This is a genomic window from Streptomyces sp. NPDC048196, assembly GCF_040652715.1.
Classification (GTDB): domain Bacteria; phylum Actinomycetota; class Actinomycetes; order Streptomycetales; family Streptomycetaceae; genus Streptomyces; species Streptomyces siderophoricus.
This window is the reverse complement of record NZ_JBEZMM010000003.1, coordinates 30,560-46,279: the sequence shown is the minus strand read 5'-3', so window position 1 is coordinate 46,279 and position 15,720 is coordinate 30,560. Positions and strand designations below refer to the sequence as shown.

Annotated in this window: 16 protein-coding genes and 1 other RNA gene; 11 read left to right on the top strand and 6 right to left on the bottom strand. The window is 73.8% G+C overall.

The genetic code is table 11. From position 1 onward, the window contains the following. Complete coding sequence (locus AB0E02_RS05385) at window positions 1–984, top strand: 3-oxoacyl-ACP reductase (protein WP_362136230.1); 984 nt, start codon at window positions 1–3, stop codon at window positions 982–984. Window positions 985–1,071: 87 nt separating this feature from the next. On the opposite strand, the gene AB0E02_RS05380 is transcribed toward AB0E02_RS05385, so the two are convergent. Both AB0E02_RS05380 and AB0E02_RS05375 read right to left on the bottom strand, forming a co-directional pair. Then, window positions 1,072–1,239 carry a hypothetical protein gene (locus AB0E02_RS05380; protein ID WP_362136228.1) on the bottom strand — a complete coding sequence of 56 codons (168 nt, stop codon included), beginning with the start codon at window positions 1,237–1,239 and terminating at the stop codon, window positions 1,072–1,074. 161 nt (window positions 1,240–1,400) lie between these two features. Further along, window positions 1,401–2,828 carry a hypothetical protein gene (locus AB0E02_RS05375; protein ID WP_362136226.1) on the bottom strand — a complete coding sequence of 476 codons (1,428 nt, stop codon included), beginning with the start codon at window positions 2,826–2,828 and terminating at the stop codon, window positions 1,401–1,403. 231 nt (window positions 2,829–3,059) lie between these two features. Between AB0E02_RS05375 and AB0E02_RS05370 the strand changes: the two genes are divergently transcribed. The 3 genes from AB0E02_RS05370 to AB0E02_RS05360 are packed head-to-tail and all read left to right on the top strand — an operon-like array spanning window position 3,060 to window position 5,926. Further along, entirely contained in the window at window positions 3,060–3,938 is an 879-nt protein-coding gene (locus AB0E02_RS05370) for a Nif3-like dinuclear metal center hexameric protein (RefSeq protein WP_362136224.1), read from the top strand. Beyond that, window positions 3,935–4,678: a C4-type zinc ribbon domain-containing protein gene (locus AB0E02_RS05365; RefSeq protein WP_199816404.1), complete on the top strand. Its 744-nt coding sequence runs from the start codon at window positions 3,935–3,937 to the stop codon at window positions 4,676–4,678. The genes AB0E02_RS05370 and AB0E02_RS05365 overlap by 4 nt, the downstream gene beginning before the upstream one ends. Window positions 4,679–4,681: 3 nt before the next feature. Further along, window positions 4,682–5,926: a bifunctional RNase H/acid phosphatase gene (locus AB0E02_RS05360; protein WP_362136222.1), complete on the top strand. Its 1,245-nt coding sequence runs from the start codon at window positions 4,682–4,684 to the stop codon at window positions 5,924–5,926. Window positions 5,927–6,058: 132 nt separating this feature from the next. Here the strand turns inward: AB0E02_RS05360 and eda are convergent, their stop codons facing one another. Together eda and yaaA are read right to left on the bottom strand one after the other, a co-directional pair. Next, entirely contained in the window at window positions 6,059–6,715 is a 657-nt protein-coding gene (gene eda, locus AB0E02_RS05355) for a bifunctional 4-hydroxy-2-oxoglutarate aldolase/2-dehydro-3-deoxy-phosphogluconate aldolase (protein WP_362136783.1), read from the bottom strand. A gap of 155 nt (window positions 6,716–6,870) precedes the next feature. Beyond that, window positions 6,871–7,668, bottom strand: coding sequence for a peroxide stress protein YaaA (gene yaaA / locus AB0E02_RS05350; protein ID WP_362136220.1), 798 nt, complete (start codon window positions 7,666–7,668; stop codon window positions 6,871–6,873). 448 nt (window positions 7,669–8,116) lie between these two features. Between yaaA and AB0E02_RS05345 the strand changes: the two genes are divergently transcribed. Next, window positions 8,117–9,598, top strand: coding sequence for an RNB domain-containing ribonuclease (locus tag AB0E02_RS05345; RefSeq protein ID WP_362136218.1), 1,482 nt, complete (start codon window positions 8,117–8,119; stop codon window positions 9,596–9,598). 109 nt (window positions 9,599–9,707) lie between these two features. On the opposite strand, the gene AB0E02_RS05340 is transcribed toward AB0E02_RS05345, so the two are convergent. Both AB0E02_RS05340 and AB0E02_RS05335 read right to left on the bottom strand, forming a co-directional pair. Next, window positions 9,708–10,367 (bottom strand): hypothetical protein, encoded by a 660-nt coding sequence (locus tag AB0E02_RS05340; RefSeq protein WP_362136216.1) that lies wholly within the window; start codon window positions 10,365–10,367, stop codon window positions 9,708–9,710. A gap of 32 nt (window positions 10,368–10,399) precedes the next feature. Next, a complete protein-coding gene (locus tag AB0E02_RS05335; RefSeq protein WP_362136214.1) occupies window positions 10,400–11,209 on the bottom strand; it encodes a MerR family transcriptional regulator in 810 nt (269 codons plus the stop codon). A 199-nt stretch (window positions 11,210–11,408) separates the two neighbouring features. On the opposite strand from AB0E02_RS05335, the gene rnpB reads away from it, so the two are divergent. The 6 genes from rnpB (at window position 11,409) to AB0E02_RS05305 (ending at window position 15,700) form a co-directional block, all read left to right on the top strand. Further along, an RNA gene (gene rnpB, locus AB0E02_RS05330) (RNase P RNA component class A) lies at window positions 11,409–11,811 on the top strand. Window positions 11,812–11,857: 46 nt separating this feature from the next. Further along, entirely contained in the window at window positions 11,858–12,550 is a 693-nt protein-coding gene (locus AB0E02_RS05325) for a protein-L-isoaspartate O-methyltransferase (protein WP_362136212.1), read from the top strand. Window position 12,551: 1 nt separating this feature from the next. Then, window positions 12,552–13,241 (top strand): DUF429 domain-containing protein, encoded by a 690-nt coding sequence (locus tag AB0E02_RS05320; RefSeq protein WP_362136210.1) that lies wholly within the window; start codon window positions 12,552–12,554, stop codon window positions 13,239–13,241. Between the two features lie 136 nt (window positions 13,242–13,377). After that, window positions 13,378–13,872 (top strand): hypothetical protein, encoded by a 495-nt coding sequence (locus AB0E02_RS05315; RefSeq protein ID WP_362136208.1) that lies wholly within the window; start codon window positions 13,378–13,380, stop codon window positions 13,870–13,872. Continuing rightward, window positions 13,869–14,597 carry a hypothetical protein gene (locus tag AB0E02_RS05310; protein ID WP_362136206.1) on the top strand — a complete coding sequence of 243 codons (729 nt, stop codon included), beginning with the start codon at window positions 13,869–13,871 and terminating at the stop codon, window positions 14,595–14,597. Before AB0E02_RS05315 ends, AB0E02_RS05310 begins: the two co-directional genes overlap by 4 nt. Before the next feature lie 347 nt (window positions 14,598–14,944). Next, window positions 14,945–15,700, top strand: coding sequence for a transporter substrate-binding domain-containing protein (locus AB0E02_RS05305; RefSeq protein ID WP_362136204.1), 756 nt, complete (start codon window positions 14,945–14,947; stop codon window positions 15,698–15,700). Window positions 15,701–15,720 lie beyond the last annotated feature (20 nt).

Genomic DNA, 15,720 nt, shown 5'->3' with positions numbered 1-15,720 from the left:
ATGGCACAGCCACTTGAGGGCCTGACCGCGATCGTCACCGGGGCCGGCCGCGGACTGGGCCGCGCCGAGGCCCTCGAACTCGCCCGGCTGGGAGCGCAGGTGGTGGTCAACGACTACGGCGGCCCGGTCGCTGGGGGTCCCCCCTCGCTCGAGCGAAGCCGAGAGCTTGGGGGAGGTTCGGGGGCCGCCTCCGCGGGCCCCGCGGAGGACGTCGCCGCCGAGATCCGCGCGGCGGGCGGCCGGGCGGTGGCCCACGTCGGTGACGTCGCCGACCACCAACAGGCGGGCGAACTGGTCCAGTTGGCCATCGACACCTACGGCCGGCTCGACATCCTGGTCAACAACGCGGGCATCCTCCGGGACCGGATGGTGTTCTCGATGACCGAGGACGAATGGGACACGGTCATCCGGGTGCACCTCAAGGGTCACTTCAACACCACCCGCTTCGCCGCGGCCCACTGGCGCGAGCGGTCCAAGGCGGCCGGCGGCCCGGTGCACGGCCGGATCATCAACACCTCCTCGGAGGCGTTCCTCGCCGGCTCGGCCGGCCAGCCCAACTACGCCGCCGCCAAGGGGGGCATCGTCGGCCTGACCACCTCCACGGCGCTGGCGCTGGCCAAATACGGTGTGACGGCCAACGCGATCTGCCCGCGCGCCCGCACCCGGATGACCGAGGACGTCTTCGCCGGCTTCGGAGAACCGGCCGACGGCCGGCTCGACCCGCTGGCCCCCGAGCACGTCGCCCCGCTCGTCGGCTATCTGGCCGCACCGGCCGCGGCCCGGGTCAACGGCCAGTTGCTCGTCGTCCACGGCGGCATGGTCGCGATCGCGGAACGCCCCCGGATCGCCGCCAAGTTCGACACCGCGAAGGAACTCTTCACCTTCGAGGAACTGGACGAACTGCTGACGCCCTACTACGCACAGCGCCCGCCGCACGAGACGTTCGCGGCGGGCGAGGTGCTGGCCCTCAAGCACGGCTCCTGAAGCACGGCTCCTGAAGCACGGCTTCTGGGGCGCGGTTCCCGAGGTGCGGTTTGAGGCGCGGCCCCGGATCCCCTGGGACCGGCCGCCCTATGCGTCCTGCGGCTGCTTGTCCCGGCGGTGCCGGCCGTGCGCGGTGGAGTTGGACTCCTCCGTGGCGGCCGGGCCACGGTGCTTGCCGGAGCTTGCAGCCTCGGCGGCCTGGGCGGATGCCTCCTGGGGGCGCGCCTGGGTCGTGTCGGTTCGGGCTTCGGACATGGGAAGAGTCACTCCGTCGGATCGCTTGCTGCTGTACGCGTCGGGACCCCGCCCGACCGCCGAGGGGCCGTACCCCGAGCGGCGTGATCGGTGGCCGGTCAACCGGCTGCGTAGCCCCCACCCGAAAGTTTAACGGGGCGGGAAATCACGCTCCACCGGACCTAGCGGGACCCCAGAGGCGCCTGTTGCAGCGGAACTGGCCTGCACATATGGGGATGTGCGGGGGAGCGCCGCGGTTCCGCGACGGCGGCCTTCGGTTGTGCAGATGCTGTGGAGTGGTTGGTGGCATCCCCTGCATCCGGGACAATCCCCCCGCCGCGTACGGCCGCCCCGTCCGCCACCGCCCGTACGACCCCCACCGGCCTCTCCGACGCCATCGGCCTCGCCGACCCCACCGGCCTCGGTGAACCCGTCGGATCCACCAACCCCGCTCGCTCCACCGATCCCACCGACCCTGCTCGGCCCACCGAGCTCACCGACCCTGCTCGCTCCACCGATCCCACCGACCCTGCTCGCCCCACGGATCCCCCAGATCTCGCAGATCCCACGGACATCCTGGGTTCCACCGATCCCACCGGCTCCAGCGGTATGGCCATCCTCGCCAGCCCGCACGGCTCCGCGTCCGTGGCGCACGGCAGCAGCAGTTCGCCGTCGGCCGTCCACAGTCCGGTCCCCGCCAGCCACCCGTCCGGTACGGGCAGTTGCCGCAGCCGCCGGCCCCAGGGGCGCCAGATCCCCAGCCGGGTGCCGTGTGCCGCGTCCACCCGGAACGCCACCGCGCAGCTCTCCGGCGCCAGCATCTGCCCCGGCTGCACGGCGAACGGCGTCACCGCGGCATCGGCCGGCCGCAGGCACTCCGGGAACCGCACCGGCAGCCTGCTGCCCAGCACGCCCCAGCCCAGCCGGTCGTGGCCCGGCGCGTCCGAGCGGACCAGCAGCAGCCCGCTGTCCGGATCGGCCAGCAGCAGCCGGTCGTTGCTCTCCTCGGTGATCTGCAGCAGCGGCCCGGTCTCGCCGCCCCGCTCCAGATCGACCAGCACGGTCTTCGTCCGGCCGTGCAGCTCCCGGTCCAGGGCGAGCAGCCGCCCACCACGGTCCAGCCACGCGCCGCCCGTACAGCGCCCGGGAATCTCCACGATCCGCTCGGGCCCGCCCGCATCGCCGGGCACCCGCCACAGCGCGGTGTGCCCGCCCGCCGGAGCCAGGGCGTACGCGTCGGTGCCGCCCGGCGTCGGCGGGAGCAGGGTCAGTTCCGCCGCTTCCACGGTGCCCAACAGGAGTTCGCCGGTCCCGGGGTCGGTCGGGTAGAGCAGGGAGAGGGCGAAGCGGTCGGCGACCCGGCGCAGGATCAGCACCCGGCCGTCCGCGAGCGGCAGCAGTTCACTGTCCGGCTCCTCCGGCTGGCTGCCGGGCAGCGGCACCGCGTACGGCTCCGGGCCGCTCAGCGTCCAGCGCTCCGGGTACCAGCTCCGGTCGGCGTCGTCGTGCCGGGCGAGCCGGGCGGCGTACGAGCCGTCGGCGGCGATCGTCAGGGCCGCGCGGTGCGGGCCGGCGAGTGCCGTGGCGTCCTCAGTGGCGCAGATCGTCATGAAGTGGTCACCTCCAGTCGGCAGACCGACGCTAGTTTTCGCACTTCCGGCCGATCACCGCGAGTTGCGGCACTTCACGCATAAGGGTGGCGGATGTCCGGTTCGCCGGTACCGGATGGGGTGGTTGTGCTTCCTGCTTCCCCGGCGGGCCGCCCCGGGCGGGGTTCCCCGGTGCGCCCGCGCGCGGGCGGCGGCGGTGCGGGTTCCCGCCCGGGAGGTAACCTTCCACCCGTGCCCGTACTGTCTGAAGTCCTCACCGCGCTCGACGCCCTCTGGCCCCCCGAGCGGGCCGAAGGGTGGGACGCCGTCGGCACGGTCTGCGGAGACCCGGACGCCGAGGTCAGCCGCGTGCTGTTCGCCGTCGATCCGGTCCAGGAGATCGCCGACGAGGCGGTACGGCTCGGCGCCGACCTGCTCGTCACCCATCACCCGCTCTACCTGCGCGGGACGACGACGGTCGCGGCCTCGACGTTCAAGGGCAAGGTCGTGCACACGCTCATCAAGCACGACATCGCCCTGCACGTCGCGCACACCAACGCCGACACCGCCGACCCCGGCGTCTCCGACGCCCTGGCCGGCGCCCTGGACCTGCGCGTCCTCGGCCCGTTGGTGCCGGACCCGAGCGACCCGGCGGGCCGACGCGGCCTGGGCCGGATCTGCGAGCTGACGCACCCGATGCCGCTGGCCGAGTTCGCCGCGTACGCGGCCGCGCACCTGCCGGCCACCGCGCAGGGCATCCGGGCGGCCGGCGACCCGGACCGCGAGATCCGCACGGTCGCGGTCTCCGGTGGCTCCGGCGACAGCCTCTTCGACGACGTCCGGGCGGCCGGTGTGGATGCCTTCCTCACCGCCGACCTGCGCCACCACCCGGCGTCCGAGGCCACCCAGACCACCGGACGGACCAACCCGCCGGCGCTGCTCGACGCGGCCCACTGGGCCACCGAATGGCCGTGGTGCGAGCAGGCCGCGGCCCAGCTCGACGCGGTCTCCGACCGGCACGACTGGGGACTGCGCACGCACGTCTCCCGTACGGTCACCGACCCCTGGACCGCCCACGCGGCGTCCACCCCGATCTTCACCCCGACGCACACCACAGGAGCCCCCCGCTGAACGCCGCGCCCGCCGACCAGATCCGCCTTCTCGACGTCCAGGGCCTCGACGTCCGGCTCACCCAGCTCGCGCACCGGCGCAAGAACCTCCCCGAGCTGGCCGAGCTGCAGACCCTGGAGGCCGACCTCACCCAGCAGCGCGACCTGCTCGTCGCCGCACAGACCGAGGAGAGCGACACCAGCCGCGAGCAGACCAAGGCCGAGCAGGACGTGGACCAGGTGCGCCAGCGTGCCGCCCGCGACCAGAAGCGGCTGGACTCCGGCGCCGTCACCTCCCCCAAGGACCTGGAGAACCTCCAGCACGAGATCGCCTCGCTCGCCAAGCGCCAGGGCGACCTGGAGGACGTCGTCCTGGAGGTCATGGAGCGCCGCGAGGCCGCCCAGGAGCGGGTCGCCGAGCTGACCTCCCGGGTCGAGGCCATCCAGGCCAAGGTCGACGACGCCGTGGCCCGCCGCAACGCCGCCAGCAGCGAGATCGACGCCGAGGTCGCCGCGGTCACCAAGGAGCGCGAGCTGACCGTCGCCGACATCCCGGCCGACCTGCTGAAGCTCTACGACCGCATCCGCACCAAGGAGGGCGGCGTCGGCGCGGCCCGCCTCTACCAGCGCCGCTGCGAGGGCTGCCGCCTGGAGCTGAACATCACCGAGCTGAACGACGTCCGGGCGGCCGCCGCCGACGCCGTCCTGCGCTGCGAGAACTGCGGCCGGATCCTGGTCCGCACGCCGGACTCGGGCCTGTAGGCCGTGCCGCGCACGCTGATCGTCGAGGCGGACGGCGGGTCCCGGGGCAACCCGGGACCGGCCGGCTACGGCGCGGTCGTCCTCGACCCGGAAACGGGCGAGGCGCTCGCCGAGGCCGCCGAGTTCATCGGCACCGCGACCAACAACGTCGCCGAGTACAAGGGCCTGGTGGCCGGGCTGCGGGCCGCGCACGCGCTGGACCCGGAGGCCCGCATCCAGGTCCGGATGGACTCCAAGCTGGTCGTCGAGCAGATGTCCGGGCGCTGGCAGATCAAGCACCCCGGCATGAAGCCGCTGGCCGCCGAGGCCAGGTCGGTCTTCCCGGCCGACCGGGTCAGCTACGAGTGGATCCCGCGCGCCAAGAACAAGCACGCCGACCGGCTCGCCAACGAGGCGATGGACGCCGGGAAGATCGGCAAGCAGTGGGAGCCGGGGGACTCCCGGGCCGCACTGGCCACCGCCGCCGCACCCGCCCGCAGCGCCGCCGCCCGGGCCGCCGACGAGGCCGCGGAACGCGCGGAGACCGAAGCGGAGCGCCCAGCGGCCGGAGCGGAGCGGGCGGACTCAGCAGCGGCCCCCGAGGCGGTGGCCGCCCCGCCGGTCGGCTGGGGCGCCCCGGACCTCGGCGTGCCCGCCACGTTCGTGCTGCTGCGGCACGGCGAGACGGCGCTGACCCCCGAGAAGCGGTTCTCCGGCAGCGGCGGCACCGACCCCGAACTCTCCGCCGCCGGCCACCGCCAGGCCCAGGCCACCGCGGCCGCGCTGGCCGCCCGCGGCACGATCCAGGCCGTGGTCAGCTCACCGCTGCGGCGCTGCCGGGAGACCGCCCAGGCGGTCGCCGACCGGCTCGGCCTGGACGTACGGGTCGAAGAGGGCCTGCGCGAGACCGACTTCGGGGCCTGGGAGGGGCTGACCTTCGCCGAGGTGCGCGAGCGCTACCCCGAGGACCTCGACGCCTGGCTGCACTCCTCGAAGGCGGCGCCCACCGGGGGCGGCGAGTCCTTCGCGTCGGTCGCCCGCCGGACCGCGGTCACCCGCGACAAGCTGCTGGCCCGGTACGCCGGCCGGACGGTCCTGCTGGTCACCCACGTCACGCCGATCAAGACCCTGGTCCGGCTGGCGCTGGGCGCCCCGCCGGAGTCGCTGTTCCGGATGGAGCTCTCCGCCGCCTCGTTGTCCGCGGTCGCGTACTACTCCGACGGCAACGCCTCCCTGCGGCTGCTGAACGACACGTCGCACCTGCGCTGAGCGGTGCGCCCAGGCGCTACGGCTGACGCCGCGGCGTGGGCTGCACGGCGCGACCGGCGCTGTGGTGTGCGGTGTGCGGTGTGCGGTGTTCGATCGGGAGCGCGGCTGACGGGCGTCGGGGTGCCCCGAGGGTCAGTCGCGGAGCGCCGCCGCCTCATGGGCCAGCCGCTCGATCCGCGCCCAGTCCTTGGTGGCCAGTGCGTCGGCCGGCAGCATCCAGGTTCCGCCCACACAGCCGACGTTGGGCAGCGCGAGGTACTTGGGCGCGGACGCCAGGGTGATTCCGCCGGTCGGGCAGAAACGGGCCTGGGGCAGCGGGGCGGCCAGCGACTTCAGCCAGGCCGCCCCGCCGGCCGCCTCCGCCGGGAAGAACTTCAGCTCGGTGACGCCCTCGTCCAGCAGGGTCACCACCTCCGAGGGCGTCGAGACGCCCGGCAGGAAGGGCAGGCCGGAGTCCCGCAGCCCGCCCAGCAGCCGCGACGACCAGCCGGGGCTGACCAGGAAACGGGCGCCGGCCGCGCGGGCCGCGGCGACCTGCTCCGGGTTGAGCAGTGTGCCCGCGCCGACCACCGCGTCCGGGACCTCGTCTGCGATCGCCCGGATGGCGTCCAGCGCGGCGGGCGTCCGCAGGGTCACCTCGATCGCCGACAGCCCGCCGGCGACCAGCGCCCGGGCCAGCGGGACCGCGTCAGCGGCGTCCTCCAGCACGACGACCGGGATGACGGGGGCGAGCCCGAGCACGGACGGGACCGAGGAACCGGAGGCGGACGCGGGACCGGAGGCAGACAGGGGGGAGGAGCCGGACGCGGGGGAGGAACCGGACGCGGGAGAGGAGGCGGCGCTGGTCACGCCGCCCATACTGCGCGCCCTGCCCACCCTGCGCAACGACCGTTGCGCAGGGTGCAATCAGCCCCTCAACTGTTGCCGTACCGGCCTTACCGGTTTCATAGCTCCGTCACGATCACATCGAGCGCCCACGGCTTGCCGTCCTTCGCCGGGGCCTCGGTCTCCACCGCGTACCCCAGGTCGCGCAGCGCCTCCACCAGCTCCGCCGGGCCCTGCGGCGTCCGGCCCGCCGACAGCAGATCGCGGACCAGCCGGCCCTTGGTCGCCTTGTTGAAGTGGCTGACCACCGTGCGCTTCTCCACGCCGTTCACGGTCTTCGACTGGAGCACCCGCACCGACGCGGTCCGCCCGGCCACCTCGCCCTTGGGCTTCCACGCCGTCGCGTACGCCGCCGACCGCAGGTCGAGCACCAGACCCGTACCGGCCGCCGCCGGCAGCACCTCCGCCATCGGCGCCCGCCAGTGAGCGCCCAGCGCGCCGAGCCCCGGCAGCTTCACACCCATCGAGCAGCGGTACGACGGAATCCGGTCGGTGATGCGGACAGCGCCCCACAGCCCGGAGAACACCAGCAGCGACCGCTCGGCCAGCTCCCGGGCCGGGGCGTCCAGGGACGCGAGGCCCAGCGCGTCGTAGAGCACACCGGTGTAGATCTCGCCGGCCGGCCGCGTCCCGGCCGTCCGCAGCCCCGTGTTCTTGGCGATCTCGCCCTTGAGGCCGTCGCTGAGCCCGAGCACCTCCTGGGCCTTGGTCTCGTCCGCCGCGCACAGTTCGGTGAGCTCGCCGAGGACCGCCTCACGCGCGGCGGTCAGTCCGGGCAGCGACAGCGCGCCGGTGTCCAGCGGCGCCCCGGCCGCTCCCGGCGCCTTGCCTTCGGACGGCGGCAACAGCACGAGCACGGTGTTCTCCTTCACGGCGGTACGAGCGGGGGTGCGGCCCCCGGAAAGCGTATGGCCTGCGGCGGCCGCCCCGAGAACCGCGGCCGGGAGGTGAGAACCGCGGTCAGGGCCTGAGAGCCGCGGCCAGGGCCTGAGCCCCCGAGGCCAGGACCTGAGAACCGCGGCCAGGACCTGAGTGCCCCCGCGGCCAGGACCAGAGAACCGCGGCGCCCCTGCGGCCGCGGCCCGCCGCGAGGCACGCCCGCCGCACCCGCCGGGCGCCTCCCCGCCCCGACCGCCCCGCACGTCACCCCCCGCCAGCTGCCTCCCCGCCCGGATCGCCCCGCACGCCACCCCCGCCAGCTGCACTCCCCGCCCCGATCGCCCCGCACGCCACCCCCGCCAGCTGCACTCCCCGCCCCGATCGCCCCGCGCGCCACCTCCGCCATCCGGTCATACGCTCGGTTTCATGCCCCGTCGCCATATGCATGTGACCGACGCAGCCGAGGCCCCGCTGCGCGCCGCGCTGCGGGAGCTGCGGATCGACCTGGAGGTCCCGGACCACTTCCCGCCGACGGCCCAGGCCGAGGCGGACAGCGCCGCCCGGGCCCCGCGGATCCCGGCCGCCGACGGCGCGGTGGCGACCGAACACGCCCTGGACGCCACCGACCTGCCCCTCTTCACCATCGACCCGCCCGGTTCCCGCGACCTCGACCAGGCGATGTTCCTCTCCCGCCGCCCCGACGGCGGCTTCCGCGTCCACTACGCGATCGCCGACGTCGCCTCCTTCGTGACGCCGGGCGGTGCGCTGGACGCCGAGGCCCACCACCGCGTGACCACGCTGTACTTCCCCGACGAGCGGATCCCGCTCTACCCGTACGCGCTGAGCGAGGGCGCAGCCAGCCTGCTGCCCGACCAGGACCGCCCGGCCGTCCTCTGGCAGCTCGACCTCGACCCCGAGGGCGTCCTGGTCGCCACCTCCGTCCGCCGCGCCCTGGTCCGTTCCCGCGCCCGCCTCGACTACGCGGGCGTCCAGCGGGCCATCGACGAGGGGACGGCCGAGGAGCCGCTCGACCTGCTCCGGGAGATCGGCCTGCTGCGCGAGGAGCTGGAGGTCGCCCGGGGCGCGATCTCGCTGCACGTCCCCGAGCAGGAGATCGTCGAGCGGAACGGCCGCTACCAGCTGGAGTACCGCGCACCCCTGCCGGCGTACGGCTGGAACGCGCAGATCTCCCTGCTCACCGGAATGGCCGCGGCCGAACTGATGCTGGCCGCCGGCACCGGCATCCTGCGGACCCTGCCTACCGCCCCGGACGGCTCGGTCGCCCGGCTGCGGCTGACCGCCCGGGCGCTCGGCGTCGACTGGCCGCACCACACCTCGTACTCCGCGCTGATCCGCAGTCTCGATCCGCACTGCGCCCGGCACGCCGCGTTCCTCCAGGAGTGCACGGCCCTGCTGCGCGGCGCCGGTTACACCGCCTTCGACGGCACCCCGCCCAGCGCGTCCGAAGCGCTGCACGCCGCGGTCGCCGCCCCGTACGCGCACGCCACCGCACCGCTGCGCCGGCTCGTCGACCGTTACACCTCCGAGCTGTGCCTGGCCGCGTTCGCCGGCCACGAGCCCGCGGACTGGGTGCGCAGTGCGCTGGCCGCGCTGCCGCACGAGATGGAGACCGGCTCCCAGCGCGCCCACCAGGTCGAGCGGGCCTGCGTCGACCTCGTCGAGGCCGCGCTGCTGCGCGACCGGGTCGGCGAGACCTTCGAGGCCCTGGTCGTCGACATCCAGGAGCAGGACCCCACCCGGGGCACCGTCCACCTCTACGAACCGGCCGTCATCGGCCCCGTCGAGGCCGCCCCCGAGGGCCCCGCGCTGCCCCTCGGCCAGCACATCCAGGTCCGCCTCGCCGAGGCCGACCCGGGCCTCGAACCGGTCCGCTTCACGCCGGTGTGACGCCGTCCGCGTTCGCCGTGCCGGTCTGACGCCTTTCCCGGCCCGGCCCCGGCCCCGGACCCGGACCCGGACCTGGATCCGCACCCGTTTACGACCCTCCACGCGGCTGCTACGCGGCCCCCGCGACCGGCCGCCCGTCCACCGCCGGAGGCTGCCCATCCACCGCCGTCCTCGCCGCTCTCGCCGCCTGTACGGCCGCCACCGCGCCCCGTGCGTCGTCGGCATGGAACCGCACCGTCCGCACCTCGTCACGGCGCCCCGACAGCCGTACCCCGACGACCGGAACGGTCAGCTCAACGGTCACCGACGTCTGCCCACCCACGCCCAGCGCCCACACCCCACCGCCGCCCGTCGCCTTCCTGTCCTCCCCGTCCTTCCCATCCCTGGGGAAGCGGAGATCGTACCGGATGGAGGCGATCCGGTCCAGCGGAACGCGGATCTCCCGCCGGGCGCCGTCCCGGAGCAGCAGATGGTCCGCGCCGAGCACATGCGGACGGGTGACCGCGGCCGCCTGGAAACCCAGCAGCATCAGCACCGTGTAGACATCGACGACCAGCATCACCACCCGCGCCACCGGAACGCCGGCGAGCATCGCATGCACCCCGAACGTCTCCACCACACACACGAACGTCAGCCCGTAGACGAGCGCCGACTGCGCCGCCGCGTACGGCAGGGCCCGCTCGCCCGCCGCCACCCCGAACCGCCGCCGCGCCACCCACCCCACCAGACTCGCCAGCCACCGCCCCTCATGCGCCAGCAGCCGCCGCACCGTCCCGCTCTTCCGGCCTGGCTCGCCCCGCCTCACCAGGCACGCTCCGCGACCAGCCGGATCGCCCGCCGCATGGCCTCGGCCTGCGCGGGCGGGAAGTGCGCGTAGTACGCCGCCATGAAGCCGCCGTCCGTCTCCCGGCCCGCCTCGGCCGCCTGCGCCCACTGCTCCCCGTCGACCTCGGCGACCAGGGAGTCCGGAATGCAGTCGGCGACCGCCTGCGCGACCCGTTCCACCTGCGGATCGTCCGGCGCGACCGTCGCCAGCGCGTCCAGCAGCCCGTACACCTCGTACGCCCGCTCCATCGCCCCCGGCGCCGCGGTGAAGTCCCCGAGCAGGCCGGCGACCCGCTCGCCCGCCCGGTCGCCCGCCGACTCCAGCAGCGCCAGCACCTCCCGTTCCTTCGCCGCCATCGCGGGCTCAGGACCGGGGAGCGTCGCCGAGGTGCGGGCCATCTCCCGGAACATCGCGGCCAGTTCGTCCGACACCGGACCCTCCGCCGGCAGTCCGCCGTGCTCCTCCGCCTGCTGCCGCAGCGCGGCCAGCCGGGCCCGCCGCGCCCGGATCTCCTCCTCCTGGCGCGCCAGGTCGGCGTCCAGGTCGGCCAGTACCTCGTGCAGCTCGCGCCCGGAGTCGTCGGCGAGGACGTCCCGGACCTCCTCCAGCCCGAGCCCCAGCTCCGTCAGCCGGCGCAGCCGGGCGAGCGCGACCGCGTCCCGCAGCCCGTACTCCCGGTAGCCGTTGGCCCGGCGTTCCGGCTCGGGCAGCAGTCCGAGGTGGTGGTAATGGCGGACGGCACGAGTGCTGACGCCGACGAGACCTGCGAGCTCACCGATTCTCATGCCGCCAGTAGAAACGTTGCCGCTGCGACAAGGTCAAGCGCGTAACGGGCGCATGCTCGGCGGCCGAGCACATTCTCCGTGGACCGAGCGCACTCTCACGGGAAGGGACGCCTTCTCACGGGAAGGGGCGCCTTCTCAAGCGAACGGTGCCGGGACGCGGGGCCGGTTCCGCGCCGGGTAGCATGGTCGCCACGGCGGACGAGCCGGCCGGACGGCCGCGTGGGGATCGGCAACGATCCTCCCGAGGAACGTCCGGGCTCCACAGGGCAGGGTGGTGGGTAACACCCACCCGGGGTGACCCGCGGGACAGTGCCACAGAAAGCAAACCGCCGGAGGCTTCGGCCTCCGGTAAGGGTGAAACGGTGGTGTAAGAGACCACCAGCCTCCGAGGTGACTCGGAGGGCTAGGTAAACCCCACCCGGAGCAAGGTCAAGAGGGGGCATCGGCGATGCCCCTGCGCGGACGACCGAGGGCTGCCCGCCCGAGTCCGCGGGTAGACCGCACGAGGCTGTCGGCAACGGCAGCCCTAGATGGATGGCCGTCTCCCCCCGGCCCGCAAGGACCGGGGGCGACAGAACCCGGCGTACAGGCCGACTCGTCCGCCATTACGGCTCTGGCCAGGGGGAATGCCCTGGTCGGGAGGCAGTCATGATGCCCCGTCCCCGCCGCGGCCGGGACCCTGAGAAGTCGGGCCCCGAGAAGCTGGTCGAAGCTGCCCGGGCCGCTGGTGTGACGGACGGGCGCCTGCTGCGTGCCCTCCGGGGGACCCCGCGGGTGGCCTTCGTCCCGGACTCCCACCGTGCGTCGGCGTACGTGGACGCACCGGTTCCGATCGCGCACGGTCAGGTGACGACGCAGCCCTCCCTCGTGGCGATGATGGTCGCCGCACTCGGCCTCACGGGAGACGAGCACGTGTTGGAGGTCGGCAGCGGGCTCGGTTTTCAGACCGCGCTGCTGGCCCGTCTCGCGGCGGACGTCGTCGGCGTGGAGCGGTGGGCGGACCTGGCCGAGCGGGCCCGGGCCAACCTCGCCGGGCAGGACATGGGGAACGCCGAGATCGTCGTCGGTGACGGCACCTTGGGCGCGCCGGACCGGGCTCCGTTCGATGCGATCGTGGTGTCCGCCGCCTTCCCGGAGGTGCCGCCGCCGCTGGCCGCACAGCTGCGGGTCGGTGGCCGCCTGGTGCAGCCGATCGGGCCCGGCGGCCTGGAGCTGGTCGAGCTGTACGAGCGGGCGCGTGAGGGCCTCGTGCGCCGCCGGACCGTCGTTCCCGCTCATTTCGTCCGCCTCTACGGCGAGTACGGGTATTCCCCGCGGGGCCCGTTCGGGGAGACTCGCTGACATGGTGAACGTCCTCGGTGCCGACGCCTGTCCGGGCGGTTGGCTGGCGGTCGAGCTCCACGACGGCCGCTTCGCCGAGGCGTGGGCCGTGACAACCCTGCGCTCCCTGTTGCCCGTTGCCGCGGCCGGTGGGGTCGCGGTCGTGGCTGTGGACATGCCGCTGGGGCTTCTCGAAGCCGGCTGGCGGCGGGCGGACGGCGAGGCGGCGGCCTTGTTGGGACCGCTCAGGGGGAGCGTTTTCCGGGTGCCGCCGCGGGCGGTGTGGCAGGAGGAGACGTACGACGAGGCGCGGGGCCGGTGCCGCGAACTGACCGGGGCCGGGCTGAGCCGCCAGAGCTGGGGGCTCGCGGCCAAACTCCGTGAGGCGAACGCCTGCTTGGCGGAACCTGGGGGAGAGCGGCTCTTCGAGGTGCACCCTGAGGTGTCGTTCCGGGCCCTGGCGGGCGGCACGTCGCTGCTTGCCCGTAAGAAGAGCTGGGCGGGGCAGATGGCGCGGCGCTCGCTCCTCGCCACGGCCGGCATCGTCCTCCCGGACGACCTGGGGGCCGCGGGGCGCACCCCGCCGGACGACGTGCTGGACGCGGCCGCGGCCGCATGGACGGCCCACCGGATCGCCCACGGCCGTGCGCACTCCCTCCCGGACCCGCCCGAGCGCGACGCCGACGGGCGCCCCATCGCCATCTGGTACTGAGGTGCTCGCCCGCAGCCGTACCCGCGCAGGTCCCTCATCCGTATGGGTGTGGACCAGCGCTCACATGGGTAACACCCCTTTCCCGTAAGGGGTGTTGCGGCGGGGGGTCGTGACTTCTGAGTGGGGGGAGAGTCGGATGTCCGACCTGGCGACCGTTTCGGCCGAAATTGCGCCCTATCTGACCATGGCGGCCAACAGCCTCGGTACGTCCGTGATCAGCGCTGCCCAGCAGCGGATCGCCGAGCGCACCGTGACGGCCGGGGAAGGCTTCTTCCGTCGGCTGCTGCGCCGCGGAGGCGGGGTGGACGGAGCCGCCGGAGGGCCGGTCGGCGGGGGCGGGCGGGTGCTTCTGGACGAGGAGCGGGCGGATGCCCTCGACCGGCAGCTGGCGGCCCTCGACGACGACGAGCGGCGGTTGCTGGCCGAGGCGGTGGCCGTCTGGCTGGCGGAGCCCGCCGACCGGCGGGACGGGCCGCACCTCCTGCGGCAGATCGACCGGCTCGCCGCGCCCGCGGGCGGCCGCACCGTCCACCACCACGTCACCGCGACCGGCCAGGGCTCGATCGCGGCCGGCGAGATCCACGGCGACATCCACATGGGAGGCAGCGCGGACACCCGGAACGGTTCATGAGCAGCCCGGCGGACCGTGGCGACGTCCACCACAGCACGACCTCGCACGGCGATCACTCCATCGCGGCCCACGACATCAGGAACATCTTCATCAAGTGGGTGATGCACCCCAGCGCCCGCTGGCTGCCGCTGCTGCTGGCCTGCGCCGCCGTGGTGATCGCCGGCACCGACTGGCCGGACGGGCCGGCCCGCCAGTACACCCTCTGGGGCCTGCTCACCGGCCTGTCGGTGCTCACCGCCGCGGCCCGCGTCCTCGACCGCAGCCCGCGCGACGCCCGGCTGGCCGGTGTGCTGTCCCTGGTCTCCGTATTGGCCACGGTCGGTGGCTGGCTGGCCTTCCAGAGCGTCCGGACGCACGGCGAGATCGATGTGACCGGGCAGGTCCGTGCGGTGGGCAGCCAGCCGCTGGACGACACCGCGCACCGCACGCTCACCCTCCGGCTCGACGCCCGTGCGCTGGCGGAGCCGCGGAACGCGCTGCGACTGACGCTGGCCATCTCCGATCACGACCCGGCCGGCCCGACCTGCCTGCCGGACACCCACGCCACGCTCTCGCTGCTCACCGCGGGTGCCGCGGACCGGACGGCGGACCTCCGGCCCGGCGGCACCGCCGACTTCGCCCTCGGGGCCCGGACCACCACGGTGACGATCGGCGTCCGGCTGCACACCGGCCGCGGCTGCCGGATGGACGTACGGACGGTGAGTGCGGTGTTGCACGATGGGTGACGGGTCGTCAAATGGCTGCGGTTCGGGATGGAGTGACACTGACCGCGCAGGGAGTGGCGTAGATCGCGTAACGCGTAACGCGTAAGGAGCAGGGGCCGTCGGAACGGGGGAGACCGATGAGGATCGCACGAAGCACGCACACGACAGGAACCGTGAGCACGACACGAGCAGCGAGCGGCACACGACCCGCGAGCGGCACACGAGCCACGAGCGCCACACGATCCACCACCACGACACGGACCGCCAGCACGACACGGACCGCGAGCGTAGTAGTGCTCGCGTTCGTCGCGCTCGTGGCGACGGCCTGTGGGCCCTCGGAGGTGCCCTCGCTCTTTGCGGGTGGCAAGGTGTCGGTCGGGGCCAAGAACGACCAGCCCGGTACCGGCGTCGTCCACACCTACAAGTTCTCCGGTTTCGACATCACCGTCGCCCAGCAGGTCCTCAAGGCGGTCGGCGCCGAGCCGGACTTCGGGATCGTGCCGTCGGAGGACCGCAGCGCGGTGCTCACCGAGAAGAAGAAGGACCTGGTCGTGGCGACGTTCTCGATCACCGTCGACCGGATGAAGGCGCTGGACTTCGCGGGCCCGTACGCGTCCACGTACCAGGGCATCATGGTCCGCAAGAACGACAAGCGGATCCGCAAGCCCGAGGACCTCTTCGGCAAGCGCGTCTGCACCTGGCCCGGGACGACGTCCGCCACCACGCTGGAGGGGCCGGAGTACGCCCGGGTCGCGGTCTACGAGCGGCCGGACGCGTCGAGTTGCCTCACCGACCTCAAGGTCAAGAAGGTGGCCGACGCGGTCTCGACCGACCAGATGATCCTGTACGGCTTCACGCAGGAGAACCCGGATCTCAAGGTCGTCCCGGACATCACCTACGGAGCCGTCAACCACTACGGCATCGCGATGGCCAAGGGGCACCGCGAGGACTGTCTGCGGCTGCGCGACGCGCTGCGGGACTACGTCAACAGCAACAACTGGAGCCACGACTTCTCGACGTCGCTGTGGGCCGTCACGAAGGCGGACCCGACCTGGGAAACCGACTACAAGCCGCGCGCCGAGACCATCGACGCCCTGTCGTGCCGGGACCGTCCGCGAACCTGATCGCGTAGGAGCCGGTGCCC